The sequence below is a fragment of the Actinoplanes sp. GCM10030250 genome, from assembly GCF_042666575.1.
In the GTDB taxonomy this organism is placed as follows: domain Bacteria; phylum Actinomycetota; class Actinomycetes; order Mycobacteriales; family Micromonosporaceae; genus Actinoplanes.
Genome location: NZ_JBHTDO010000028.1, coordinates 65,771 through 89,730 on the forward strand (window position 1 = coordinate 65,771; position 23,960 = coordinate 89,730).

Sequence of the window (23,960 nt, forward strand, 5' to 3'; positions counted from 1 at the left end):
GGCGCGTTGAAGAACCCCGCGCACCGAAGAACCCGGCGCACCGATGAACGTGAGAAAGGCATCCCGATGACCGTGACCCTGAACGATCCGGTCGAGGCAGGGCCGGATTCCGAACCACCGGCCACGCCGGTCAGGGCGGGCCTGCTCGACCCCGGGCAGCTGTGGCGCTCCCTGCCGGACGCGCTGCGCAAACTCGACCCGCGCGTCATGTGGCGCAACCCGGTGATGTTCATCGTCGAGGCCGGCGCGGTCTTCACCACTGCCCTGTCGATCGCCGGCCCTAGCCTGTTCGCCTGGGCGATCACCGTCTGGCTGTGGCTGACCGTGGTGTTCGCGAACCTGGCCGAGGCGGTCGCCGAGGGCCGGGGCAAGGCGCAGGCCGCGGCACTGCGGTCGGCCCGGCAGGACACCGTCGCTCACCTGAGGGACGGCCGGGAGGTTCCCGCGACCGGCCTGAAGCCGGGTGACGTGGTGGTGGTCGAGGCCGGGCAGACCATTCCCGGCGACGGCGATGTCGTCGAGGGGATCGCCAGCGTCGACGAGTCGGCCATCACCGGCGAGTCGGCGCCGGTGATCCGCGAGTCCGGGGGCGACCGTTCCGCGGTCACCGGCGGTACGAAGGTGCTGTCCGACCGGATTGCCGTGCGGATCACCCAGAAGCCTGGGGAGAGCTTCGTCGACCGGATGATCGCCCTGGTCGAAGGTGCGAACCGGCAGAAGACGCCGAACGAGATCGCCCTCAACATCCTGCTGTCCGCGCTGACGATCGTCTTCCTGCTCGCGGTGGTCACCCTGCAGCCGCTGGCGATCTTCTCGAAGGCGTATCAAGCGGCGGCTCCGGACACCGCGGCGATCGACGGCAACGGTGTCACCGGCATCGTCCTCGTGTCGCTGCTGGTCTGCCTGATCCCGACGACGATCGGGGCGCTGCTGTCGTCGATCGGCATCGCCGGCATGGACCGCCTCGTGCAGCGCAACGTCCTGGCCATGAGCGGGCGCGCGGTCGAGGCGGCCGGTGATGTGAACACCCTGCTGCTGGACAAGACCGGCACGATCACTATCGGGAACCGGCAGGCTGCGTCCTTCGTACCCATCGATGGGGTTGATCTTCAAGCTCTCGCCGGCGCCGCGCGACTGAGCAGCCTCGCTGACGAGACGCCCGAAGGGCGCTCGATCGTGGTCCTGGCGGAAAACGATCACGGGCTGCGGGAGCGTGAGCCCGGACTGCTGAGCGACGCGACGTTCGTGCCGTTCACCGCGCAGACCCGGATGAGTGGAGTCGACCTCGGCGGCCGGCGGATCCGTAAGGGCGCCGCGACCGCGGTGATCACGTGGGTGCGCGGCAACGGCGGGCACCCGGCCGAGCAGGTCGGCACGATCGTCGGCGCGATCAGCGGCTCCGGCGGAACCCCGCTCGTGGTGGCCGAGAATGATCAGATTCTCGGGGTGATCCACCTCAAGGACGTGGTCAAATCCGGCATGCGCGAACGGTTCGCCGAGATGCGCCGGATGGGCATCCGCACCGTGATGATCACCGGCGACAACCCGCGGACCGCCGCCGCCATCGCCGCGGAAGCCGGCGTCGACGACTTCCTCGCCGAGGCCACCCCCGAGGACAAACTCGCCTACATCCGCCAGGAGCAGCAGGGCGGGCGACTGGTCGCGATGACCGGCGACGGTACGAACGACGCGCCCGCCCTCGCGCAGGCCGACGTGGGTGTCGCCATGAACACCGGAACCTCGGCCGCGAAAGAGGCCGGCAACATGGTCGACCTCGACTCCGACCCGACCAAACTGATCGAGATCGTCGAGATCGGCAAGCAGCTTCTGATCACCCGGGGCGCCCTCACCACGTTCTCCATCGCCAACGACATCGCCAAATACTTCGCGATCGTCCCGGCCATGTTCGCCGCCGTCCATCCGGGCCTGGACACCCTCAACATCATGCGGTTGCACTCGCCGGGCTCGGCGATCCTGTCGGCGGTCGTATTCAACGCGATGGTCATCGTCCTGCTGATCCCGCTCGCCCTGCGCGGCGTCCGATACCGGCCGTCGTCGGCGAGCCGGCTGCTCAGCCGCAACCTGCTGATCTACGGCCTCGGCGGCGTCGTCACACCGTTCATCGGCATCAAGCTCATCGACCTGCTCATCCAGCTCATCCCCGGGATCTGATCAGAATGCGACTTCCTGCCTGGCTCGCCCAGCACCTCGCGGCGCTGCGCGCGCTGCTCGTCCTCACCGCACTTCTCGGGCTCGCCTACCCGCTGCTCCTGGTCGGGATCGGCAAGCTTCCCGGACTGTCCCACCAGGCCGCCGGATCCATGGTCCCCGCCGGCAGCACCCTGATCGGCCAGTCCTTCACCGACGCCGGCGGTAACCCGGTCATGAGGTACTTCCAGAGCCGCCCCTCCGCCGCCGGCGCCGGATACGACCCCACCTCGACGGCCGCCGGCAACCTTGGCCCGGAGAGCGTCGTCGACACCCTCTCCGACGACCCCGAAGTGGCGTCGCAGAGCCTGCTCACCCAGGTCTGCACCCGCAGCCTCGCCGTGGGCAGGCTCGAAGGCGTCGACGGCAGGCGCCCCTACTGCACCACCGGCGGTGCCGGCGCGGTCCTCGCCGTCTTCCACCGCGACGGCTTCACCGGCCCGATCACCCGGGTGGTCGCCGTCAACCAGACCGCCACCCCGTTCCTGCCGAGCTACCGGGGTGTCGCCGTCGAGCCGGCGAAGAACGGCGAGGACTACCGGGCGCTCGGCGGTGTGATCACCCCGATCCGCGGTGATGCCCCGGCGGATCCGATCGTCCCCGCCGATGCGGTCACCGCCAGCGGCAGCGGCCTCGACCCCCACATCAGCCCCGCCTACGCCTTGCTGCAGGTACCCCGGGTGGCCCGCGAGCGCGGCCTCGCGGAGGACCGGGTCCGGGATCTGATCGCCGAGCACACCGACGGCCGTGTCCTCGGTTTCCTCGGCGAACCTGGCGTCAACGTCCTCACCCTCAACCTGGCCCTGGATGATTGACCGGGACGTGGCCGGCCCGCCTCCTGGAGGACATTCATGCCACGCGGTGAACTGCGGATCTACCTCGGCGCGGCGCCGGGCGTCGGTAAGACGTACACCATGCTCGAAGAGGCGCACCGTCGCGCCGAACGCGGCACCGACGTCGTGATCGCCCTGGTCGAGACCCACGGCCGGCGGCACACCACGGCCATGCTGGGCGATCTGGAGATCGTGCCGCGCCGCGAGACGACCTACCGCGGGGCCGTCTTCACCGAGATGGACCTCGACGCCGTCCTGGCCCGCCGGCCCGAGATCGCCGTCGTCGACGAACTCGCACACACCAACGTCCCGGGCGCCCGCAACGCCAAACGCTGGCAGGACGTCCAGGACCTGCTCGACGCCGGCATCAGCGTGCTCACCACCGTCAACGTCCAGCACCTCGAGTCGCTCAACGACGTCGTCGCCCGGATCACCGGCGCCGAGCAGCGGGAGACCGTGCCCGACGCCGTCGCCCGCGCCGCCGAACAGGTCGAACTCGTCGACATGACCCCGGAGGCGCTGCGCCGCCGGATGGCACACGGCAACGTCTACCAGCCCGAGAAGATCGACGCCGCGCTCGGCAACTACTTCCGCACCGGCAACCTCACCGCGCTGCGCGAACTCGCCCTGCTGTGGCTCGCCGACAAGGTCGAGGACCAGCTCGACAGGTACCGTGCCGACCACGCCATCGACTCCACCTGGGAGACCCGGGAACGCGTCGTCGTCGCGCTGACCGGCGGCCCCGAGGGCGACACCCTCATCCGCCGGGCCTCCCGCATCGCGGCCCGCACCAGAGGCGCGGACCTGCTCGCCGTGCACGTGGCCCGCAGCGACGGCCTCGCCGGGGCGGACCCGGCCGCGCTGGCGCGGCAACGCGTCCTGGTGGAGAGTCTCGGCGGCAGCTACCACCAGGTCATCGGCGCCGACATCCCGCAGGCCCTGCTCGACTTCGCCCGCGGCGCCAACGCCACCCAGATCGTCCTCGGCGCCTCCAGCCGCGGACGGTTCGCGCAGCACTTCGCCGCCGGCGTCGGTGTCACCACGATCGCCCGCTCCGGGTCGATCGACGTGCACCTGGTCACCCACGAACGCGCCGGTCAGGGACGCCGCAGCGGGCCGGTCCCGGCGGCCCTGTCCCGGCGCCGCCGCGTCGCCGGGTTCCTCACCACCCTGCTCGGGCTGCCCGCGCTGGTCGCCCTGCTCAAGATCGGTCCGGAGCTGTCGCTCACCAACGACATCCTGCTGTTCCTGGCCGCTGTCGTCGGCGTCGCGTTGATCGGCGGCCTCTGGCCGGCCCTGCTCGCGGCAGTCGGCGGCTCGCTGCTCCTCAACTGGTTCTTCACCGTGCCGGTCGGCCGGTTCACCATCGCCGAAGGTCAGAGCCTGCTCGCCCTGGCCATCTTCGTGACCGTCGCCGTCGCCGTCAGCTGGGTCGTCGACACCGCCGCCCGCAAAACCCGGCAAGCCGCACAGGCGGCGGCCGACGCGCAGACCCTGGCCACCGTCGCCGGCAGCGTCCTGCGTGGCGAGCGCCCACTGATCGCCCTGCTCGACCGGCTCCGCGAGACCTTCGCGCTCGACTCGGTGACCCTGATCGACAACGGCACTGTGGTCGCCGTCGCCGGCCGGCCCGCCTGCACGAAACCGTCCGACGCCGACGTCGAGGTCAAAGCCGGCGACGAACTGACGGTTCTGCTGCGGGGCCGCATCCTGGAAGCCTCCGACCGCCGCATCGTGGAAGCCTTCGCCGCCCAGGCCGCCGTCGCGCTCAAACAGGAACGCCTCGCCACCGAGGCCGCCACTGCCAAACCGCTCGCCGAGGCCAACAAGCTGCGCACCGCCCTGCTCGCCGCGGTCAGCCATGACCTGCGCACCCCGCTCGCCGCGGCCACGGCCGCCGTCGCCGGTCTGCGCAGCCACGACATCCAGCTCGACGACGAGGACCGCGAGGAACTGCTGGCCACCACCGACGAATCCCTCGGCCGGCTCGACCGGCTGGTGGCCAACCTGCTCGACATGAGCCGCCTGCAAGCCGGAGCCCTCGGCGTCGCCGCCATCGACGTCGGCGCCGAAGAGGTCGTCCCCCGCGCCCTCGACGACATCGGCCCCGACGGCCGGCAGATCACCGTGCGGGTGCCCGACGACCTGCCACCGCTGCGCGCCGACCCCGGCCTGCTCGAACGCGTCCTGGTCAACCTGATCACCAATGCGCTGCGGCACAGCCCACCCGGCCGCCCGCCGGTGATCACCGGCAGCAGTTACGGCGACACCATCGAACTCCGCGTCATCGACCACGGTCCCGGCATACCCCACAACCGGTGGGACGACGTCTTCCTGCCCTTCCAGCGCCTCGGCGACCGCGACAATCACACTGGTGTCGGGCTCGGTCTGGCGCTGTCCCGCGGTCTGACCGAGGCCATGGGCGGCACCCTCACCCCCGACGAGACCCCCGGAGGCGGACTCACCATGATCGTCGCCCTGCCCGCCGGCGGCGTGGCATGAGCCGAGTCATCGCCCTGCCCACCGGGCGGCGCGGCATGAGCCGAGTCATCGCCCTGCCCACCGGGCGGCGCGGCATGAGCCGGGTCGTCGTGCTGCCCACCGGCGGCGCGGCATGACCCGGGTCCTCGTCGTCGACGACGAGCCGCAGATCGTGCGGGCGCTGCGGATCAACCTCAAAGCCCGCGGCTACACCGTCGACGCCGCACCGGATGCCACCTCCGCGCTGCACGCCGCCGCACGCCACCAGCCCGACCTCGTCATCCTCGACCTCGGCCTGCCCGACATGGACGGCACCGAGGTCGTCCGCGGGCTGCGCGGCTGGACCACCGTCCCGATCATCGTGCTGTCCGGCCGGGCCGGCAGCCTCGACAAGGTCGCCGCCCTGGACGCCGGCGCCGACGACTACGTCACCAAACCGTTCAGCATCGACGAACTGCTCGCCCGCATCCGAGCCGTCACCCGCCGGGTGCAACCCGCCGGCGACTCGGAACCGCAGGTGCGGATCGGCGAGTTCACCGTCGACCTCGCGGCCCGCTCGGTCACCGGCGACGGCACCGAGGTGCGGCTCACCCCGACCGAATGGCAACTGCTCGACCACCTGCTGCGCCACCCCGGCAAACTCATCACCCAGCAGTCACTGCTTCGTGACGTCTGGGGCCCGGAGTACCACAACCAGACCAACTACCTGCGCCAATACATGGCCCGGCTGCGCCGCAAACTCGAAACCGACCCGGCCCGCCCACGGCACCTGCTCACCGAACCCGGAATGGGCTACCGATACCGGCCGTGATCCCGGCGCGGCGGGACGGACCTGAACCGCGCAGACGCGGTCCAGGTCCGTCGGTCAGCTCAGCGTCGGCCGGCTAGTCCGCCTGGCCCCAGTCCAGGACGCCGGACACGACACTGGCGGCGAACCCGCCGCCGGTGGAGGCGGAGCAGGACACCCGGGTATCGGTGACGCTGCCGCCGACCCGGCGGCAGTAGTCGGTCCGGCCGTCACCGTTGACGTCCGCCCAGCCGCGGCCGACATGGAATCCCCAGTCGATGGTCGTTGCCGACCTGACCTCGGCGCCGAAGCCGGTGCCGGTCGACAGCAGGCAGGACAGGAACGAGTCGGTGTGGTTGGCCGTGCCGAGGACCCGGCAGAAGTCCGCCCTGCCGTCACCGCTCACATCGGTCCAGGTGCGGCTGCCCGGCTGACCCCACTGCGCCAGAGGGGAGATCACCGTCGCGCCGAACCCGGTGCCGGTGGACAGGGTGCACGCGATCCTCGGCTCGGCCGTCGAACCGACCCGGCGGCAGTAATCGGACTTCATGTCACTGTTGACATCCGTCCACACCCGGTCGGCGCCGAATCCCCAGTCGAGCGCCGAGGACACGAAAGTCGCCCCGAAGGCACCCCCGTTGGAAACAGTGCAGGAGACGTAGGCCGCGGTGTGGTTGGCGGTGCCGACGACCCGGCAGTAGTCGGCCTTGCCGTCGCCGTTGAAGTCGGTGAACGCCCGCCCGGCGGCAGCGCCCCAGTCCAGGGCGAACGAGTTGATGTCGTTGCCGAAGCCGGTGCCGGTCGAGGGCGTACAGCTGACGAGCGAATCGGTGTGGTTGGTACTTCCCCGCACCCGGCAGTAATCCGCCCGGCTGTCACCGTTGACGTCGGCCCAGGCCCGGCCGGCGGACTGCCCGGGGTCGAGCCTCGCCGAGACGATGTCGGCGCCGAATCCGGTGCCGGTCGACGGTGTGCAGACCGCGTACGCGTCGGTGCGGTTGTCGGCGCCGCCGATCCGGCAGTAGTCCGCCTTCTTGTCACCGTTCATGTCTGTCCACTCCCGGCCGACGAGGTATCCCCAGTCAGTGACGCCCGAGGTGACTGTGGTGCCGTAGCCGGAACCGGTCGACAGTGTGCAGGAGACCTTGCTGTTCTGCTGGTTGACCGTGCCGGCCCGGCGGCAGTAGTCGGCCTTGCCGTCGCCGTTCACGTCGGTCCAGGCCAGTCCCGCCGGGCCGTAATCGCGCATCCCCGCCAGCTGCTTGTCCAGCACCTTCGGCAGACCGGAGCACCCCGGCCACTCGGGACAGGTCGCCGCCCGCTCGACATCGCCCTGCAATGCCCGGTAGACCACACCGTTCTCGTTGACCAGGAGGGTGCCGTCCACCGCAGTGATTGGCATCGCGGTGTAGGCCCGGCTGGGGATACGCCTGACGAGCGCTCCCCATTCGGGGCCGAACACGCTTGTGGCGTCCGCGCCGCTGCCGAACGGGATGCGGGCGCCGCCGACGACCTGGGCGACCGCGGTCCGGGTGCTGCCCGAGCTTCCTTCCACCAGTGTCCTGGTGGCGGGGACGGTGGGCAGCGCGTGGTAGGCCCGCGGTGGCACCGCCCGCACGTGCAGCGCCCATTCCGCGCCGTAGCCGACGTCGATGACCTCTTGCGGGTTCGCGAACGGGATCACGGCGCCGCCGACGATCTTGGCGACCGGCGTGCTTCCGTTGATGCCCTGAATGAGCGTCCCGTCGGCCGGCACGTCGGCGCGGAACTCGTTGAACACCCGGATCGGAATGATCTGGACCTTGCTCGCCCAGTCCGTACCGTATCCAGCGTCGATGACCTCCTGCGGGCTGCCGAAGTTGATGCGCGCCCCGCCGGCCATGGTGGCCACCGGGGTGGACGTGCCCCCGCCTGCGCCCTGGATGAGCGTGTTGTCGGTGGGGATCCTGGCCCGGGCGTTGAAGAATCGTGCGGGGACGGCTCGCACCTTGCCGGCCCAGTTGGCGCCGTGCCCGGAGTCGATGACCTCCTGCGGGCTCGCGAACGGGATGATCGCCCTGCCGGCGATCGCGGCGACCGCTGTGGAGACACCGCCGGCCACACCCTGGATCAGGGTGCCCTCGGCCGGGTCGAAGCCCAGCGAGTGGTAGCTGTTGCCGCTGATCGCTGTCACCTTCTGCGGCCAGTTGATGCCGTGGCCGGTCTCGATGACCTCCTGCGGGTTGGCGAAGGTGACGAGCGCCCCGCCGAGGGTTGCGGCGACTGGCAGGTCCGTGCCGTTCGAGACAGCCTGCACGAGGTTGCCGTCGGCGGGCAGCCGGTTCATGTGGTCGCGGGCGTCGATCGACCAGTCGGACACCTTGACCGGCGTGCCGCAGGTGACCGGTGCGGCGCACGAGTCCTGCCAGAGCGGGGAGCCACCGACGAACAGGTACACCCGGCCGCGCTGGTCGACGGCCGACGAGCCGTTGCGCGGGGTGGCCGGGCCGGCATTGACCACTGCCTGGGTGGTCGGGCGCGACTGGGGCTCACAGATCCCGTTGTCGCAGGTCGCCTGCCAGACGGGTGCGCCACCCACCATCTTGTAGATCCGTTTGGTGTCGGTCGTCGCCAGCACCGTGCCGTCGGCCACGCTGCGGACGTCGGTCACCGGCTGCGGCCCCGGCGGCGTCGGCGGTGTGATTCCGCCGGTTCCCGGCCCTCCGCCCGGACGCGTGAGGAGGTTCCCACATTCACCGGCCAATGTGCTCCCATCGTGCAACGGACACACGCCGGTGGTCGCGGGAACCCGGGCTACCGTCGCTGACAAGGCACAGGGACCACTGCCATCACCTTTCTCCCAGGAAGTGATCACCTTCCGGAATTGCCACATGGTGTACGGAGTCATTGTCAAGAATTCGCCGGGAACGGTGTTCACCGCAATGCCCGTTACTCCCCCTACCTGCGTGCTCACCTGCGTCTGATAGCCGGCTCCGATGCTCAGCTCGATGATCTTTCCGAGGCTGAGCGAACCTTCAACCGTGATGGAGGCGGTCTTCGTCTCCGTCCAGGTCGTCGAGTACGACGCTGTAACACTCGAAGTGTTGCTGCCGTACCGCTTCGTTACCGCGCTGGGCGCCGGCTCCAGCTCGTTCTCGGCCCATGACAGAACTGTGTGTTTCTGCTGGGCGTTGAAGCAGGGGTCCCGGTACCAGTCGTCAGCGATCGCCGGCGATGGGCCGAGCATCACCCCCAAACTCACCATCGCCAGCACGGCGAGCGCCCGTCGTTGGAAAAGCCTTGGCATATATCGCTCCTTGAGGACAGCCGGGACGTCAGTTGCCGGCAGGGGTCCAGAGCGGGTCGCGCCCGAGGTGGCGCAGCAGCGTGGCGGCCGGGTCGTCGCCGGGCTGGGCGGGCAGGGCGGGAGCGTAGGCGAAGCCGCGCAGCGGTTCGGCTGTCGCGTGGGCGGCCGGCAGGAGTTGCTCGGCCAGGGCGGCGGTGAGCGGGCTGGGCTGGCCGGTCGCCACCGCGACGTCCCAGGCGTGGACGGCGGCGTCGAGAGCGCATGCGGCAGCCGCGAGGGCGGGCGCCATCTCCGGTACGGGGGGCAGCGGTGTGCGTACCGTTGAGGCTGCTGGATCGACGGCGGACCAGGCGCCGACAGCTGCCTCGATCGCCTTGGCGATCGTCTCCTGGACGCCGACGTCGAGCCGGTGCGGCGGGTCGAACGGGTTGTAGGACGGCGGCGAGCCGGCTCCGGCGGTGGACGCCCAGGCGTGCTGGTCGCCGGCGGCGTGGAACAGCACCTGCGCCACTGTCCATGGCGAGCACGGGGTCGGGTCGTCGAGGCGGTCGGTGGCCACGGCCGCGGTGGTGACGTGACGCAGGGCGTCGAGAGCGGTGTCGAGTACGGCGAAGGTCATGGAAGGTCCCTTTCAGCGAAGAACCGGCGGATGTCGTCGGCGAGCAGATCGGGTGCGTCGTGTGTGGCCCAGTGCCCGCCGCGGTCGTAGGTGTTCCAGGCGACGATGTTGTGGTGGTCTCGTTCGGCGAATCTGCGCACGGCGTGGAAGTCGGCGGCGAAGGCGGCGAGGCCGAGCGGTACGGAGGTGGGCTCGATGGCCCGGGCGGCGCGGTGGTTCTCGTAGTAGAAGCGGGCGGCCGAGGCGGCGGTGTTGGTGAACCAGTACAGCGCCACGTTGGTCAGGATGTCGTCGGGGCTGAGCGCGGTGCCGAACAGCTGGCCGGTCCAGGCCAGCTGCCCGGCCGGCGAGTCCGCCAGCGCGTGCGCCAGGGTCTGCGGCTGGGCCTGCTGCGACCGGTCGTGGATGGCGTGCTCGGCGAACGCCTGACCGAACTGGAGAGCACCGAACTCCTCCTCGGTGAGCCCGTCGAACTCGCCCGCGTCGCCGCGCGGGAAGGAGAAGATCTGCGTGACGTGCACCCCGATGACGTGCTCGCGGTCCCGCTCACCCAGCAGCGGCGAGACGATCGCTCCGGCGTCGTTGCCGTGCGCGCCGTAGTGGCCGTAGCCCAGCCGGCGCATCAGCTCGGCCCAGGCGGCGGCGGTCCGCCACGCGCTCCAGCCGTGCTCGGTGGTGGGCCCGGAGAAGGTGAAGCCGGGCAGGGACGGGATGACCACGTGGAAGGCGGGGGCGCCCGGGCGGCCGTGTGCGGCCGGATCGGTCAGCGGCCCCACCAGCCCGAGGTACTCCACGAAGCTGTTGGGCCACCCGTGCGTCAGGATGAGCGGGACGGCGTCCGGCTGGGCGGAGCGCACGTGCACGAAGTGGATGCGCTGCCCGTCGATCTCGGTCGTGAACTGGGGAAACGTGTTCAGCTCGGCCTCGCGTGCCCGCCAGTCGAACGAGGTGCGCCAGCGCTCGACCAGATCCCGGACGTAGGAGCCCGGAACTCCGTACTCCCATCCGGGTGGTGCGGGTGCGCCGGAGCCGCCGGCGATGACCTCCTTCTCGGGCAGTTCGTCGGCCCAGCGGGTGCGGGCCAGCCGGCCGGCCAGGTCGTCGACGGCCGCTTGGGGTATGGCGATGCGGAACGGGGTGATGGTGTGATCAGGCACGGCGCCGACCGTATGCGCGCCCGCTTTCACCGCGCTGACGTCTCACTCACGCCGTCTCGTTCACATCGCGTTCGCAGCCCCGCTCCTAGCCTCGCGGCATGAGGAATCGGCTATGGCGAATGCTGATGATCGGCGCGATGCTGACCGGGACGGCGGCCTGTACCGCCGGATCGGTGAAACCGCAGTGTGACGAGAAGTGGGAGGCGGCGTTCGGCGCGTGGGCGCGGGCCGGGTTCAGCGGCGCGGTCGCCGTGGCGACCGGTGGCCGGTTCGAGTGCCTCGCGGGCTACGGTACGGCCGACGACGCCACCGGCGCCCGGAACACCGCCGACACGGTGTACAGCATCGGCTCGGTCAGCAAGGCCTTCACCGCCACCGCGATCCTCCAGCTCGCCGATAGCGGCAAGCTGTCCCTCGACGACCCGGTCGGCAAACTGGTGCCGGCGATCACCGGGCCGGTGGCCAGGGCGACGGTACGCCAGGTGCTGCTGCACACCAGCGGGATCGGCGGCTCGATCGGCGCCGATGACCAGCCGCTCGGCCGGGCCGCCGCGATCGCCGCGATCAACCGGATGGAACCGGTGTTCCCGCCCGGCACCGGCAACGCCTACTCCAACGCCGGGTACACGCTGCTGGCCGTCATCATCGACACCGTGTCCGGCATGTCGTACCGCGACTACACCCTCACGCGCGTCCTCACGCTCCCCGGGGGTGCCGTCACCGGCGGCTTCTGGCACGGCCGCCCGCCGCCCGCCGGACCCGTCGCCGCCGGGTACCTCGACGACGGCAAGCCCGGCCGGTCGAACGACTTCGCCGGGCCGTACTGGGCGACCGAGGGCAACGGCTCGCTGGCGATGACCACCAGGGACCTGGCCACCTGGGCCCACGCGCTGTTCCGCGGCGGGCTGGTCACGCCGGAGTCGGCCGCGCTCGCCGCCGATCCGGGACATCCGGTGGGCGAGGGCCGGTCACACACGCTGGGCGGCTGGGTGGCCTTCGACGCCCCGGTCTACGGCAAGCCGATCGTGGCCATCGCCGGCGGTGGCGGCGACGTCGGCCACAATACGGCGGTCGTGTGGATTCCCGCGCGGGAGCAGGTGATCGTTCTGTCGTCCAACCGATCGGTGCTCACCGCCGAGGAGCTGCTGGCCGCGACCGTACCGTCGCTGGTGGCCGGCGACCCGCTGCCGACACCGGCCACGCCGGCCGGCGGTGGCGACCCGGCCGCGATCGCCGGGAGGTACCGGCTGGACACCGGAGGGTCGTTCGAGGTTGCCCTTGCCGGTGACCGGCCGAGGATCGCGGCCGCCGGTGCCGACGCGGTGGGTGCGCTTTTCCCGCCGTCCGGCCGCTTCTCCGCCGACGACCTGCGGGCGCACGAGAAGCGTGTCCTGGGCATGCTCGCCGGCCAGACCGAACAGGGCCGCGAGGAACGCGAGGCCGCGGAGGCCGAGCACGGGCCGATCACCGCGGTGGCCGCCGGCGGCACCGTCGTCGCCGACGGCGAGATGCGCACGTACGTCACCCTGACCACGCGCGACGGTCCGCGCCTCGGCTGGTACGCGGTCGACGAGCACAGCAACATCGAGGGGGCGGAACTGCCGGCCGAGCCGCCGGGCCTGACGCTGGTACCGGTGGCGGAGAACCGGTACCGCCCGGCCGGACCCGGTCCGGATGTGACTCTCGACTTCGCCGGCGACGGGGTGACCGTCTCCGGGCCGGGCGGAACGGCGACCGCCCGGCGGCCCGCGTGAAAGGGGAGTGCCATGCGTGTCCTGCTCGTCGAGGATGACCCGGACCTGGCCGAGGTGGTCGCGCTGGGGCTGCGTAACGAGGCGTACGCGGTGGATGTGGCCGGGACCTACGCGGCGGCCGAGGAGCTGCTCGGCATCACGGCGTACGACGTGGTCTGCCTCGACCTGGGACTGCCGGACGGTGACGGGCTCGCTCTCCTGCGGTGCGCCCCGGACGACCCGTCGCCGCGCCGGCCGCGGCGTCACCTCGTGCTGACCGCCCGCGACGCGGTGGCCGATCGTGTCGCCGGGCTCGACGCGGGCGCCGACGACTACCTGGTCAAGCCGTTCCACTTCGCCGAGCTGCTGGCGCGGCTGCGGGCGCTGAGCCGTCGCGAGGACAGCGCCGGGTCGACCTTGCGGGTGGGTGAGCTGACGCTCGATCCGGTTACCCACCGGGCCTGGCGGGGTGCGACGCTGCTCGACCTCACCGCGCGGGAGTACTCGCTGCTGCGGTACTTCATGCACCATCCGGGCGAGGTCCTGTCGGCCGAGACGCTGCTCGAACATGTCTGGGACGCCAACGCCAACCCCTTCACCTCATCGGTACGGGTGATCCTCAGCCGGCTCCGGCGCAAGCTCGGCGACCCGGCGCTGATCGTCACGGTCACCAGCACCGGCTACCGCCTGCGGCTGCCGTGAGCGCGCCGATCTGGCGGTCGCTGCGCACCCGGTTCGCGGTGCTGGGGTTCCTGGCCATCTACGTGCCCGCGCTCCTGCTTTTCGTCGTGGTCGTGGTGAGCGAGGTCGAGACGGAGCCGGCCGGCCGCGGCGAACTGGTCACGAGCACCTACGGGTCCCGGTCCGGCTGGGTGACCTGGACAGTGCTCGCCCTCGCGCCGGTGGCCGCCGCGCTCGCCTGGGGCCTGGCCGGACGGGCGGTGCGCGACATCGACCGGGTCCGTGCGGTCGCCGAGAACGTCGAGGCCGTCGACCTGACCCGGCGCGTCGGGCTCGACCGTGGCCCGAGTGAGGTGGTCCGGCTCGCGTCGAGCATCGACGCCATGCTCGATCGCCTGGAGCAGGCGGCGGAGACCCAGCGCCGGCTGATCGAGGAGGCCAGCCACGAGCTGCGTACGCCGTTGTCGGTGCTGATGGCCGGCGCCGAGGTGCTGCTCGCGCATCCGAACCCGTCGATCGAGCTGTACCGGAACGGGCTGCGCAGGACCGCGGCGGCGGCCGCCCGCTTCCAGGCGACCATCGACGAGCTGCTGGTGGACGCCCGTGGCCGGGCGCGCCTGATCGCGCGGCGCCCGGCCGACCTGATGGCCGTGGTCCGTGCGGTCGCCGACGATGTCGGCGTGCTCGCCGCGACGAGAACGATCGACCTGGCCGTGACCGGCCCGCAGGCGGCGGAGTGCGCCTTCGACGAACCCACCGTGCGGCGGGCGGTGACGAATCTGGTCGACAACGCCGTCCGGTACGCCCCGGCCGGCACCACTGTCGAGATCAGCGTGGAGGCGGCGGCGGACGAGGTCGCCGTGGTGGTGACCGACCACGGCGCCGGCATCCCGCCCGCCGAGCAGGAGGGCGCCTTCCAGCGCTTCTGGCGCAGCCGGACGGATGTCGCGGGCACCGGCCTCGGCCTGCCGATCGCCAGCCAGGTGGCGCTGGCGCACGGCGGCGACCTCACGCTCGCGTCGCCCGGTCCGGCGGGCGACGGCTGTGCGTTCCGGCTCACGCTGCGCCGGTGACCGCCTACTTCGACGTTCTTCGATGAAATGGGACCGGCCCGGCAGACATGTAGGTGGCATCACCCCTCGTGAAGGAGCCGCCTTGGCACCCGCATCCCGCACCGCCGACTTCGAACGCCTCTACCGGGACTGCTATCAGGACCTGCTGCGGTACGCCCTGCGCCGCACCAGCCAGCCGGAGACGGCCGCCGACGTGGTGGCGGACACCTTCCTGGTCGCGTGGCGGCGGTTCGACGACCTCCCGCCCGGCAACGGCCGCGCCTGGCTGTTCGGGGTGGCCCGCAACGTGCTCGCCACCCAGCACCGGTCGGCACGCCGCAGTGCCGACCTCGCCGCCCGGCTGCGCCACGAACTCGGCGGCGCCGTCGTCACCGCCCCCGAGCCGCCCGCGGAGATCTCCGCGGCCTTCGCCACCCTCAACGACGCCGATCAGGAGCTGCTGCGCCTGGTCGCGTGGGAGGGGCTGTCCGCGGAGGAACTCGCCGTGGCGCTCGACTGCTCCGCGAACGCCGCCCGCATCCGCCTGCACCGCGCCCGCAACCGGTTCGCCGCGGCGCTGCGGTCTCCGTCGATCACGAAATAGAGGACCAGCCATGACCGATCCCGACCGCATGATCCAGCTCCTGTCACCCGAGCTCGACATCCCGCACACCGCGGCCGACCCGGCCGGCCCCGCCGCCGACGACCTGCTGCGCCGCGTCATGTCCACGCCACCGGCGGCGCACCGCCGCCGGTGGGGTCTTCGCCTGGCTGTCGGCGGCTCCCTCGTCACCGGCCTGGCCGCCGCCGTGGTGGCCGCCACCCTGTGGCTGCCGGAGTCGAGTCCGGTCGGTCCCGCCCCGGCGCGGGCCGCCGCACTCCAGATCACCTCCGGCGCCGGCCACCTCGAGATCCGTATCCAGGACCCGGCCGCCGACCCGCGGCGTTACCGGGAGGAACTCGCGGCGCGCGGCCTGGACATCGAGCTGTCGCTGGCCGCCGCCGAACCCGGCAACGTCGGCCGGGTCGTCTTCCAGGAGGACGACATCCGCGGGATCGAACTGCTGGAAGACCCCGGGAACTGTGCCGCCGACGGCGACTGCGGTGTCGGCGTCCGGGTCCCGCTCTCCTTCAGCGGGCACGCCAGGATCGTCTTCGGCCGCACCCCGCTGCCGGGCGAAACCGTCGAAGGCGACGCGCCCGTCCTGACTCCCACGGAGGAGGCGTCACTGGACGCGCTGGTCGGCAAGCGGGTGTCCGAGGTACGCCGGCAACTGAGCGCGAACGGGCAGACCGCCACCTACCGGGTCGGCCCGAAGTCCCTGGAGGCTCCCGCGTCCGAGGTGCCGGGCGCGTGGATCGTGTTCGACGTGGCACCGCTCGCCGGCGACGTCGTGGTGATCTGGGCGTCGCCGGACGGCAGGGAGCCGGACTACGACGACGAGGTCCCGGTCGATCCCACACCGACCCGCTGAGGCGAGGAGCCGGTGGCGGCCGCGATCCGTTTCCGTGTTCTGGGAAACCTGGAAGCTCAGCGCAACGGCGCGCCCGTCGTCATCTCCGCGGCGAAGCTCCGGATCATCCTGGCGTCGCTGTTGCTGCGGGCCGGCCGTGTCGTGCCGGTGAGCGCCCTGGTCGACCGGCTGTGGGACCACGAGCCACCGGCTGACGCGCGGGCGGCCCTCCAGACGTACGTCGCGCGGCTGCGCCGGCTGCTCGGTGCCGGCGCAGCCATCCACACACGCAGCGGCGGGTACGTCATCGAGCTGCCGGCCCGCTCCTGCGACCTGCAGGAGTTCGACGAGCTTCTGGAGAGCGCGCGAAACGGCCCGGGTCGCGGCGACCGGGCGGCCGCGCTCGAGGCGTTGCGGGCGGCGACCGCGTTGTGGCGCGGTCCGATGCTGTTCGACGTGGATTCGGCGGCACTGCATCGCGAGGAGGTGCCGCAGGTGCAGGAGCGGTACCTCGGCGCGGCCGTGCGCCGGTTCGCCCTGGAACTGGCGCTCGGGCATCACCAGGCGGTGGTCGAGGAGCTGCGGGCGCTCGCCGCGGCGTACCCGTTCCAGGAGGGGCTGCGGGCACACCTGATGCGCGCGCTCTACCGGTCGGGACGGCAGGCGGAGGCGCTGACTGTCTACCGGGATGTCGCGGGGCTGCTGCGAGCGGAGCTGGGCCTTGATCCGGGGCCCGAGCTGCGTGCCGTGCACCAGGCGATCCTGCTGGGTGAAGCGGTGGACGACGGCGCCCGCGACGGTGCGCCACCGAGGTCGGCGGCGCTGTGCCAGTTGCCGCCGGCGATCGGCGACTTCGTCGGGCGGGCGGACCAGGTGGCCGGGATCGCCGGTTCGCTGACCTGCGGGGGTGAGCCGGCCACCGTACCCATCGTGGTGGTGAGTGGGGTGGCCGGCGTGGGAAAGTCAGCGCTCGCCGTGCAGGTCGCCCACCGGGTGCGGGACCGCTTCCCGGACGGCCAGCTCTACGTCGACCTGGCCGGTGGCGGCCCGGCCCCTCGGGACGTCTCCGAGGTTCTCGGCGAACTGCTGTACGCGCTGGGGCTGCTCCCGGACGCTCAGCCGCACTCCGAGCAGGCGCGAGCGGCGGCGTTCCGCGCGCGGGTGGCGGACCGCCGGATCCTGATCGTGCTCGACGACGCCGCCGGCGCCGGGCAGGTGGCACCGCTGCTGCCCGGTACGGCCGGTGCCGCCGTCCTCATCACCAGCAGACGGTCGCTGGACGAGGTTCCCGCCGCCGATCGCCACCGCCTGCAGCCGTTCTCGGTCGCGGAGGGGGTGTCGCTGCTCGGCCAGATCCTGGATCCGGGCCGTGTCGCCGCCGAGCGCCCGGCCGCGGAGGAGCTGGTGAATCTGTGCGGCCGCCTGCCTCTTGCTGTGCGCATCATCGGCGCACGGCTCCAGCCCCGGCCGACCCTGCGACTGCGCGTGCTGGTGGAACGGCTGCGGGACGAGTCCCGGCGCCTCGACGAGCTGGCCGTTGGCGACCTGGCGGTCCGCTCGGAGCTGGCGGCCGGCTACCGGGGGCTGGCCGCCCCCGTGCAGCTGGCGCTGCGCCGGATGGGTCTGCTGTCCGGCGACTCCTTCGCCGCCCGGGCGCTCGGCGCCGTCATCGACGGCGGCGACGGCGAGCGCGCCGTCGAGCAGCTGATGGCAGCCGGGTTGCTGGAGCCGGCCGGTCTCGACCCTGCCGGTCAGCTGCGGTACCGGCCGCACGCCCTGGTCGCGCTTTTCGCCCGGGAGCTGGCCGGGGCGGGCTACATGGTGACGGCCGATGCGGAGGAGAGCGGGAACCTCACCCCGGTGAGGTCCTCGGAGACGGCCCACAGTCGCTGCTGGACGGCCACCTCGTACGACTGCGGGCTGGAGGTGACCAGCCGGGGGTGGCCGATGACCTCGTTGCGGCCGCCGGGACCGTAGTACTGGCCGCCGAGCGTGGCGGGGTCGGTGGCGGCGCGCAGGGTCGGCAGCGCGCCCATCGCCGGTTTCTGGGTGATCAGCGGCGCGAGCCAGGTGAGCGGAAGCCGGAGGGCCGCGGGGGTGTTGCGGGCGAGTTCGGTGCTGGACACGCCGGGGTGCGCGGCGACCGCCACGGTGGTGCCGTGTGCGGCGAGCCGGCGCTGCAGCTCGTAGGTGAACATCAGGTTGGCCAGCTTGGACTGACCGTAGGCGCCAATGCGGCTGTACGACCGCTCCCACTGCAGGTCGTCGAAGTGGATCGCGGCCCGGATGCGGTGGCCGGTGCTGCTGACCGTCACCACGCGGGAGCCGGGCACCGGCAGCATCAGGTCCAGCAGCAGCCCGGTGAGCGCGAAGTGGCCCAGGTGGTTGGTGCCGAACTGCATCTCGAAGCCGTCCCGGGTGCTCTGCTTCGGGGTGTACATCACGCCGGCATTGTTGATCAGCAGGTCGATCCGGCCGAGCCGGGACCGCAGCGACGCCGCCGCGGTCAGGACCGAGTCGAGCGAGGTCAGGTCCAGCGCCTGCACGGTCACGTCACCGGTCATGCGGGCCGCGGCCTGCTCACCCTTCTCGGTGTTGCGCACGGCGAGCACCACGGACGCCCCGCGCTCGGCGAGCGCCTTGGCGGTCTCGTACCCGAGTCCGGTGTTGGCCCCGGTCACCACGGCAACCCGCCCGTGCTGGCCCGGGATGTTCGCCGTCGTCCACTTCTCGCTCATGTCAGGCTCCCCACTAACGTACCGAAGGTATCTTGTGCCGACGACGTTAAAGTACTTTCGGTACGTTGTCAACGTACCTCCGGTACCTAAGCTAGGGTGGTGATCGTGACATTCCAGCGGGCGCGAACCGAAGAGCAGCGGGAGATCCGCAGGCGGGCGATCCTCGACATGGCGTCGGCGATGCTCGACGAGATGCCCGTCGCCGCGGTCACCCTGAACGAGCTCAGCCGCCGGGTCGGCCTGGCGAAACCGAACGTGCTGCGCTACTTCGAGTCCCGCGAGGCGGTGCTGCTGGAGCTGCTGGACCACTTCCTGCGGGAGTGGCTGGCGGAACTGGAAGGCGAGCTGGCCGCCGGCGTCGACCAGAATCTGCCCATGGCCGGGCGGGCGGAAGCGGTGGCCGAGATCCTCAGCCGCTCGCTGTCCGGCCGGGTGGTGCTCTGCGACCTCTTCGGCGCGCAGGGCAGCGTCCTGGAACACAACGTCTCCGTCGAGGTGGTCGCACGTTACAAGCGCGCCTCCCTGGAACGCCTGAGCACCATGACCGCCCTGATCCAGAAGTACCTGCCGGAGCTGGGAGAGAACGCGACGCTGTTCAGCCTGCAGACCATGGTCATGGCGGGTGCGCTGTCGGCGTACAGCACACCTCCGCCCAGCCTGCAGGCGGCCTACCAGGCCGAGCCCGATCTGGCCCGCTTCCACCTGGAGCTGAATTACTCCCTGAAGCTGGCCCTGACCGCCACCCTGCTGGGCGTGCTACCCCGCCCCTGACGGGCCCGGTAGCCGCGAGTGGGCGGATTCGCCGGTGCGGGCGGGCTCCGGGGTGGGGCAGTCGCAGCAGATGGGGACGGTGGTCTGGGCGCTGATCGGCCGCGGCGTGACCAACGATGACCTCTCGCTCACCGCGCTTCTCTCCAGTCACCATCCGTGGCCCGCGAGCCGGGACACGACGACACCCGTGATGTCGGCCAGGGGGATGAATCCCCAGCTGCGGGAGTCGGCACTGCCCGGATGGTCGCCGAGCAGCACGGTCATGCCGGCCGGCACCACCACGTCGTCGTCGCCGACGGCGTCCCGGACCGCATCGGGAACAGCATCGCCGGGCAGCGCCACCAGGCGTTTGACAAGCCAGGTCGTCATGTACGGCGCCACCGGTCCCTCCCGGCGCCCGCCCTCCTGATGGTGGGCGATGACGACCTGCCCGCGTTCGACACGCCGGGTCCGCCGCACCAGGAGCCGGTCGCCGTGGTGGTAGGCCGGGTTCATGCTGTCGCCGACGACCTCGATCACCAGCAGCCGGCGGCGTACGGCGAGCACCGCACCGGCGGCGAGGCCGGCGGCGCCGATCATGGCGTACGCGTTCACGCCAGCCGGCCGTCGCGCATGTGCAGGGCGGTGTCGCAGCGTTCGGCGATGCCGGGGTCGTGGGTGGCGATGACGACGGTGGCGTCGTGCTCGTCGCGCAGGGTCAGCAGCAGGTCCACGATGGCGGCGCCGTTGCGGGAGTCGAGGTTGCCGGTCGGTTCGTCGGCCAGCAGCAGCCGCGGCCGGTTGATCAGGGCGCGGGCGATCGCGACGCGCTGCTGCTGGCCGCCGGACAACTGCGAGGGGAGGGCGCCGGCGCGGTCCTCCAGCCCGACCACCTTCAGCAGGTCCAGCGCCCGTTGCCGTTTGTCGAAGCCGGTCCGGAACGGCAGGACCGGCGCGATCACATTGTCCAGCGCGGTCAGCGCCGGCAGCAGGTGGAACCGCTGGAACACGAACCCGACCGTGCGCCGGTAGTCGGCGAGCCCGTTGCGCGACAGTTTCCCCAGTTCCTGGCCGAGGGCCAGGATGGATCCGGAGTCGAGTCGTTCGATGGCGCCGATCAGGTGCAGCAGCGTCGACTTGCCGGATCCGCTCGGCCCGGTCAGCGACACCGCCGTCCCCGCCGCGATGTCGAGGCTGACCCCGTCGACAGCGGCGAGCCGGCCGCCGTCGGGCAGTGGAAAGGTCTTGCACGCCTCGGCAACGCGCACGATCGGATCAGTCACCATCAGTCCTGTCATTCCTGGGCGAGCAACTGGGCGGTGGGCAGTTGGCGCAGCATCGCGATCGGTACCAGCACGGCGAGTACAGCGATGGCGATCCCGGCGGTCAGGGCGGCGGCCGCGCACCACAGCAGCGGCGCGGTGATCCGCCCGGCGAACAGTGACACGCCGGCCAGGCCGGTTCCCGCGCCGAGTGTCCCGCCGAGGATCCCCATCCCCAGCGCCTCGGCCGTGACGAGGCGGTTGAGGATCCGGTCGGTCCATCCCACGGCCGTGAACAGCGCCAGCTGCGGCGCCCGTTCGGCGATGTTGAGGTAGAGCACGTCGGCCACCGAGGCGATGCCGAGCACGATCGTGACCGTTACTGCCATGTAGTCGACGGTGCGCGCCTGCAGGGTGATCGCCTCGCCGAGGAGGGTGCCGGTGGCCGCGCCCCGGAACGCGAAGGTGATCGCCAGCAGCATCGTCAGCGCGGCGACGCCGATCAGCAGGCTCGCCGCGCCCAGCAGCGTCCGGCCGGGTGTGCGCACCAGATTGGCCAGCGCCAGGCCGGTCACCCCACGCGGGGCTCGCATCCGGGCGGCACGTGCCGACACCGCCGGGCGGACCGCTGCGGCGGGATCCGGGCGGGCCGCGCGCCACGCCGGCCACCCACCGGCGATCAGGGCGAGCAGGACGGCGGCTGGGATCGTCAGCACCAGGTGCGCCGTGCTCAGGGTCAGATCAAAGAGCCAAGCAAGGGGTACGGCTGAAAGCGTCCCGATCACGCCGGCGGCAAGTCCGATGGTGGCCATCTCCCCGGCCAGCAGAGCGACAAGATGTCGTCGCCTCCACCCCAGACACGCGAGCACACCGAGTTCGGTGCGGCGCGACCGTACCGCGGCCCGGTTGGCGTTCAGCACGGCCAGTGCGCACACCGCCAGCACCAGCCCGGACAGCACCACGCTCTTGCGGTCGGCGGCCTGTACCAGGACCGCGGCGACGCCCTTCTTGACCCACGGTTCGCCGAGGACGAGCTCGGGCCGGCCGAACCTGCCCGCCGGGTACCGCATCGGCACCGCCGTGGGTGAGGAACCGAGCGTGACGTCGACCTGCAGTCCGGTGCGCTCGGCGATCTGCTCGGCGATCACCCGCACCCGTTCCCGGGAGGTGCCGTCGATGCCGACCGTGCCGTCCAGCCGTACGCGCACCATGCTGATCGGCGCGTCCCGGTTGAGGTCCAGTTCGGGGTACGGGGGATCGGTGCGGTAACCGGCCGGGCCGAAGATCTGCCGCGCGGCCTCCATCGTGGTCAGCATCAGCGGTGGCTGGGAGAGCAGGCCCATCACGTTGGCGTTCGGCTCGAGCTTGCCGCCGCGCAGCGCCGCGCGGGACGCCTCGTCGGCACCGGCCGCACCCGGCTGGTAGTAGGTGTCCATCGGCACCGCCGACAGGGTGCTGCCCAGCCGCACCTTCGCCGGGTCGAACGTGCCGATCGCGTCGAGGGCGACGTCCGGCAGGTTGACGCCGTCTCCCAGGTCGTGTTCCCGGGTGTCGTTGCCGTGGGCGCCGATGTTGTCGCGGACCGAGGTGTCGGCGAACTCCCGCGGCACGGCGATCGCGGTGCCGCCCTCGTCGCCGGCGCCCCAGATCTTGCGGTCGTAGGTGACCGGCTCGGCTCTGCGGCCCTCGCCGTCGGGAACCGAGTGCACCGGTCCGACGGTCCAGAACTGGTCGAGCCACAGCGTGTTCGCCCAGCCGTCGGAGCCGTCGAAGCCGCGGCCGGCGGTCGCCGGGTTGCGCATCCGGCTGACCAGATCACGGTAGGGCACGTCGATCCGTACCGTGCGCCGGTCGATCGACTGCCCGGTCCTGCTGTTCAGCTCGGTACGCAGCGGCCGGTCGTCGTTGCCGGGCCGCAGCCCGCGCAGGGCGTCCACGGCCGCCGGGTCCATCCGCTGGATGTCGAGTTCGAGCGTGGCGTCGGTCTGCGCCCGGTCGGCCAGCAGGACCGGCAGCTTCGCGTACGGATAGGCCATCTGGTCCAGGCGGGCGGACACCGGTTGTTCCCCGGCCCGGAAGTAGCGCCCGGCACTGACCGCCGTGTCGAGCCCGGCGAGGGCCGCCTCGGACTCCGGGTCGACGGCCGCGAACAGGAACGGGATGGACCACACCAGGGTGACCTCGGGTTTGGTGGGCCGGCCCGAACCGTCTGTCGACCCGGGGCCTCCGGTGCAGGTCACGGACGTGCGCCCGCGCAGGTCGGTGGGATCGATCTGCTCGCCGTCGCGGATGACCGGCACCCCCGGGCAGACCCTGGTACGGCCGCCGTCACCGTCGATCTCCACCGGGATCAGCTCGCGGCCGGCGCTGCCGTCGACATCCGTGCGCGGGCTGTCGATCCGGTTGCGGGTGGCGTACAGATATCGGGCGCCGTCCGGGATGCTGCTGAGTCCGCTGTCGGTCCGCCAGGTCGGTGACACCCGCAGCATCTGGCGCTCCGCCGCGGGATCGACCAGGCCGGAGAGGTCGACGGTGATCGGCACGGTGCGCATCAGGTAGCCGATCATCGACACCGGTGCGGCCACCGCCACGCCGGCCTGGTCCTGGATCTGCCGCCACTGGCCGGTGGTGATGCCACCGCGCATGCCGGCCAGCTGACCCGACTGCACCAGGTTGCGCTGTTGCTCCAGCGGCAGCACCGAGCCCCTGGGGCGTACCAGAAGGTCGTAGGCGGGCCGGAAGTTGGCCGTCACCGTGCCCACCGCGTCCAGGCGGGTGGTCACCGCAGCACCGGTCAGCAGGGTGAAGGCGGTGACCGCGGTCGCGATCATCGCCAGCAGGGCCAGTGACCGGCGCCCGCGTACCCGCCACTGTGCGGTGACCATTCGCAGCATCGTCGTTCGGTTTCCTCGTTCTCGG

At 71.7% G+C, this 23,960-nt stretch carries 17 protein-coding genes and 1 pseudogene; 11 read left to right on the forward strand and 7 right to left on the reverse strand.

The genetic code is table 11. The features are described from left to right. The first annotated feature begins 66 nt into the window (after positions 1–66). From kdpB to ACFQV6_RS30360, 4 genes are all read left to right on the forward strand, one after another. On the forward strand, positions 67–2,172 hold the full coding sequence (gene kdpB, locus ACFQV6_RS30345) for a potassium-transporting ATPase subunit KdpB (protein ID WP_378031047.1): 2,106 nt from the start codon (positions 67–69) through the stop codon (positions 2,170–2,172). 5 nt (positions 2,173–2,177) lie between these two features. After that, complete coding sequence (locus tag ACFQV6_RS30350; protein ID WP_378031048.1) at positions 2,178–3,023, forward strand: potassium-transporting ATPase subunit C; 846 nt, start codon at positions 2,178–2,180, stop codon at positions 3,021–3,023. A 36-nt stretch (positions 3,024–3,059) separates the two neighbouring features. Next, positions 3,060–5,543, forward strand: a complete 2,484-nt coding sequence (locus ACFQV6_RS30355; RefSeq protein ID WP_378031049.1) for a DUF4118 domain-containing protein — start codon at positions 3,060–3,062, stop codon at positions 5,541–5,543. A 112-nt stretch (positions 5,544–5,655) separates the two neighbouring features. Next, positions 5,656–6,333 (forward strand): response regulator, encoded by a 678-nt coding sequence (locus ACFQV6_RS30360; protein WP_378031050.1) that lies wholly within the window; start codon positions 5,656–5,658, stop codon positions 6,331–6,333. 73 nt (positions 6,334–6,406) lie between these two features. On the opposite strand, the gene ACFQV6_RS30365 is transcribed toward ACFQV6_RS30360, so the two are convergent. The 3 genes from ACFQV6_RS30365 to ACFQV6_RS30375 all read right to left on the reverse strand — a co-directional run bounded on the left by ACFQV6_RS30365 (position 6,407) and on the right by ACFQV6_RS30375 (position 11,371). Beyond that, entirely contained in the window at positions 6,407–8,959 is a 2,553-nt protein-coding gene (locus ACFQV6_RS30365; protein ID WP_378031051.1) for a hypothetical protein, read from the reverse strand. A 664-nt stretch (positions 8,960–9,623) separates the two neighbouring features. Beyond that, on the reverse strand, positions 9,624–10,214 hold the full coding sequence (locus tag ACFQV6_RS30370; protein ID WP_378031052.1) for a TIGR03086 family metal-binding protein: 591 nt from the start codon (positions 10,212–10,214) through the stop codon (positions 9,624–9,626). Then, positions 10,211–11,371, reverse strand: a complete 1,161-nt coding sequence (locus tag ACFQV6_RS30375; RefSeq protein WP_378031053.1) for an epoxide hydrolase family protein — start codon at positions 11,369–11,371, stop codon at positions 10,211–10,213. The genes ACFQV6_RS30370 and ACFQV6_RS30375 overlap by 4 nt, the downstream gene beginning before the upstream one ends. Positions 11,372–11,469: 98 nt before the next feature. On the opposite strand from ACFQV6_RS30375, the gene ACFQV6_RS30380 reads away from it, so the two are divergent. From ACFQV6_RS30380 to ACFQV6_RS30405, 6 genes and pseudogenes are all read left to right on the forward strand, one after another. Then, complete coding sequence (locus ACFQV6_RS30380; RefSeq protein ID WP_378031054.1) at positions 11,470–13,125, forward strand: serine hydrolase domain-containing protein; 1,656 nt, start codon at positions 11,470–11,472, stop codon at positions 13,123–13,125. 12 nt (positions 13,126–13,137) lie between these two features. Beyond that, positions 13,138–13,806, forward strand: a complete 669-nt coding sequence (locus tag ACFQV6_RS30385) for a response regulator transcription factor (protein WP_378031055.1) — start codon at positions 13,138–13,140, stop codon at positions 13,804–13,806. Next, positions 13,803–14,858, forward strand: coding sequence for an ATP-binding protein (locus ACFQV6_RS30390; RefSeq protein WP_378031056.1), 1,056 nt, complete (start codon positions 13,803–13,805; stop codon positions 14,856–14,858). The genes ACFQV6_RS30385 and ACFQV6_RS30390 overlap by 4 nt, the downstream gene beginning before the upstream one ends. Positions 14,859–14,940: 82 nt before the next feature. After that, positions 14,941–15,441 carry an RNA polymerase sigma factor gene (locus ACFQV6_RS30395; protein ID WP_378031057.1) on the forward strand — a complete coding sequence of 167 codons (501 nt, stop codon included), beginning with the start codon at positions 14,941–14,943 and terminating at the stop codon, positions 15,439–15,441. A gap of 10 nt (positions 15,442–15,451) precedes the next feature. Next, positions 15,452–16,312 (forward strand): hypothetical protein, encoded by an 861-nt coding sequence (locus ACFQV6_RS30400; protein ID WP_378031058.1) that lies wholly within the window; start codon positions 15,452–15,454, stop codon positions 16,310–16,312. Positions 16,313–16,324: 12 nt separating this feature from the next. Then, positions 16,325–17,755, forward strand: a pseudogene (locus tag ACFQV6_RS30405) (BTAD domain-containing putative transcriptional regulator); the annotation flags it as partial. Between the two features lie 350 nt (positions 17,756–18,105). Here ACFQV6_RS30405 and ACFQV6_RS30410 read toward each other — a convergent pair. After that, positions 18,106–19,029 (reverse strand): SDR family NAD(P)-dependent oxidoreductase, encoded by a 924-nt coding sequence (locus ACFQV6_RS30410; RefSeq protein WP_378031059.1) that lies wholly within the window; start codon positions 19,027–19,029, stop codon positions 18,106–18,108. A 99-nt stretch (positions 19,030–19,128) separates the two neighbouring features. Between ACFQV6_RS30410 and ACFQV6_RS30415 the strand changes: the two genes are divergently transcribed. Next, a complete protein-coding gene (locus ACFQV6_RS30415; RefSeq protein ID WP_378031060.1) occupies positions 19,129–19,800 on the forward strand; it encodes a TetR/AcrR family transcriptional regulator in 672 nt (223 codons plus the stop codon). A gap of 147 nt (positions 19,801–19,947) precedes the next feature. Here ACFQV6_RS30415 and ACFQV6_RS30420 read toward each other — a convergent pair whose 3' ends face one another. The 3 genes from ACFQV6_RS30420 to ACFQV6_RS30430 are packed head-to-tail and all read right to left on the reverse strand — an operon-like array spanning position 19,948 to position 23,935. Continuing rightward, on the reverse strand, positions 19,948–20,394 hold the full coding sequence (locus ACFQV6_RS30420; RefSeq protein ID WP_378031061.1) for a S26 family signal peptidase: 447 nt from the start codon (positions 20,392–20,394) through the stop codon (positions 19,948–19,950). After that, positions 20,391–21,062 carry an ABC transporter ATP-binding protein gene (locus ACFQV6_RS30425; RefSeq protein ID WP_378031062.1) on the reverse strand — a complete coding sequence of 224 codons (672 nt, stop codon included), beginning with the start codon at positions 21,060–21,062 and terminating at the stop codon, positions 20,391–20,393. The genes ACFQV6_RS30420 and ACFQV6_RS30425 overlap by 4 nt, the downstream gene beginning before the upstream one ends. Positions 21,063–21,073: 11 nt before the next feature. Continuing rightward, on the reverse strand, positions 21,074–23,935 hold the full coding sequence (locus ACFQV6_RS30430; RefSeq protein ID WP_378031063.1) for an ABC transporter permease: 2,862 nt from the start codon (positions 23,933–23,935) through the stop codon (positions 21,074–21,076). Between the last annotated feature and the right edge of the window lie 25 nt (positions 23,936–23,960).

Excerpts from the sequence above, each read along its gene's own strand:
- ACFQV6_RS30370 (WP_378031052.1), bottom strand. The coding sequence starts at position 10,214 with ATGACCTTCGCCGTACTCGACACCGCTCTCGACGCCCTGCGTCACGTC.
- ACFQV6_RS30410 (WP_378031059.1), bottom strand. The coding sequence starts at position 19,029 with ATGAGCGAGAAGTGGACGACGGCGAACATCCCGGGCCAGCACGGGCGG.
- ACFQV6_RS30350 (WP_378031048.1), top strand. The coding sequence starts at position 2,178 with ATGCGACTTCCTGCCTGGCTCGCCCAGCACCTCGCGGCGCTGCGCGCG.
- ACFQV6_RS30380 (WP_378031054.1), top strand. The coding sequence starts at position 11,470 with ATGAGGAATCGGCTATGGCGAATGCTGATGATCGGCGCGATGCTGACC.
- ACFQV6_RS30385 (WP_378031055.1), top strand. The coding sequence starts at position 13,138 with ATGCGTGTCCTGCTCGTCGAGGATGACCCGGACCTGGCCGAGGTGGTC.
- ACFQV6_RS30430 (WP_378031063.1), bottom strand. The coding sequence starts at position 23,935 with ATGCTGCGAATGGTCACCGCACAGTGGCGGGTACGCGGGCGCCGGTCA.
- ACFQV6_RS30360 (WP_378031050.1), top strand. The coding sequence starts at position 5,656 with ATGACCCGGGTCCTCGTCGTCGACGACGAGCCGCAGATCGTGCGGGCG.
- ACFQV6_RS30400 (WP_378031058.1), top strand. The coding sequence starts at position 15,452 with ATGACCGATCCCGACCGCATGATCCAGCTCCTGTCACCCGAGCTCGAC.
- kdpB (WP_378031047.1), top strand. The coding sequence starts at position 67 with ATGACCGTGACCCTGAACGATCCGGTCGAGGCAGGGCCGGATTCCGAA.
- ACFQV6_RS30355 (WP_378031049.1), top strand. The coding sequence starts at position 3,060 with ATGCCACGCGGTGAACTGCGGATCTACCTCGGCGCGGCGCCGGGCGTC.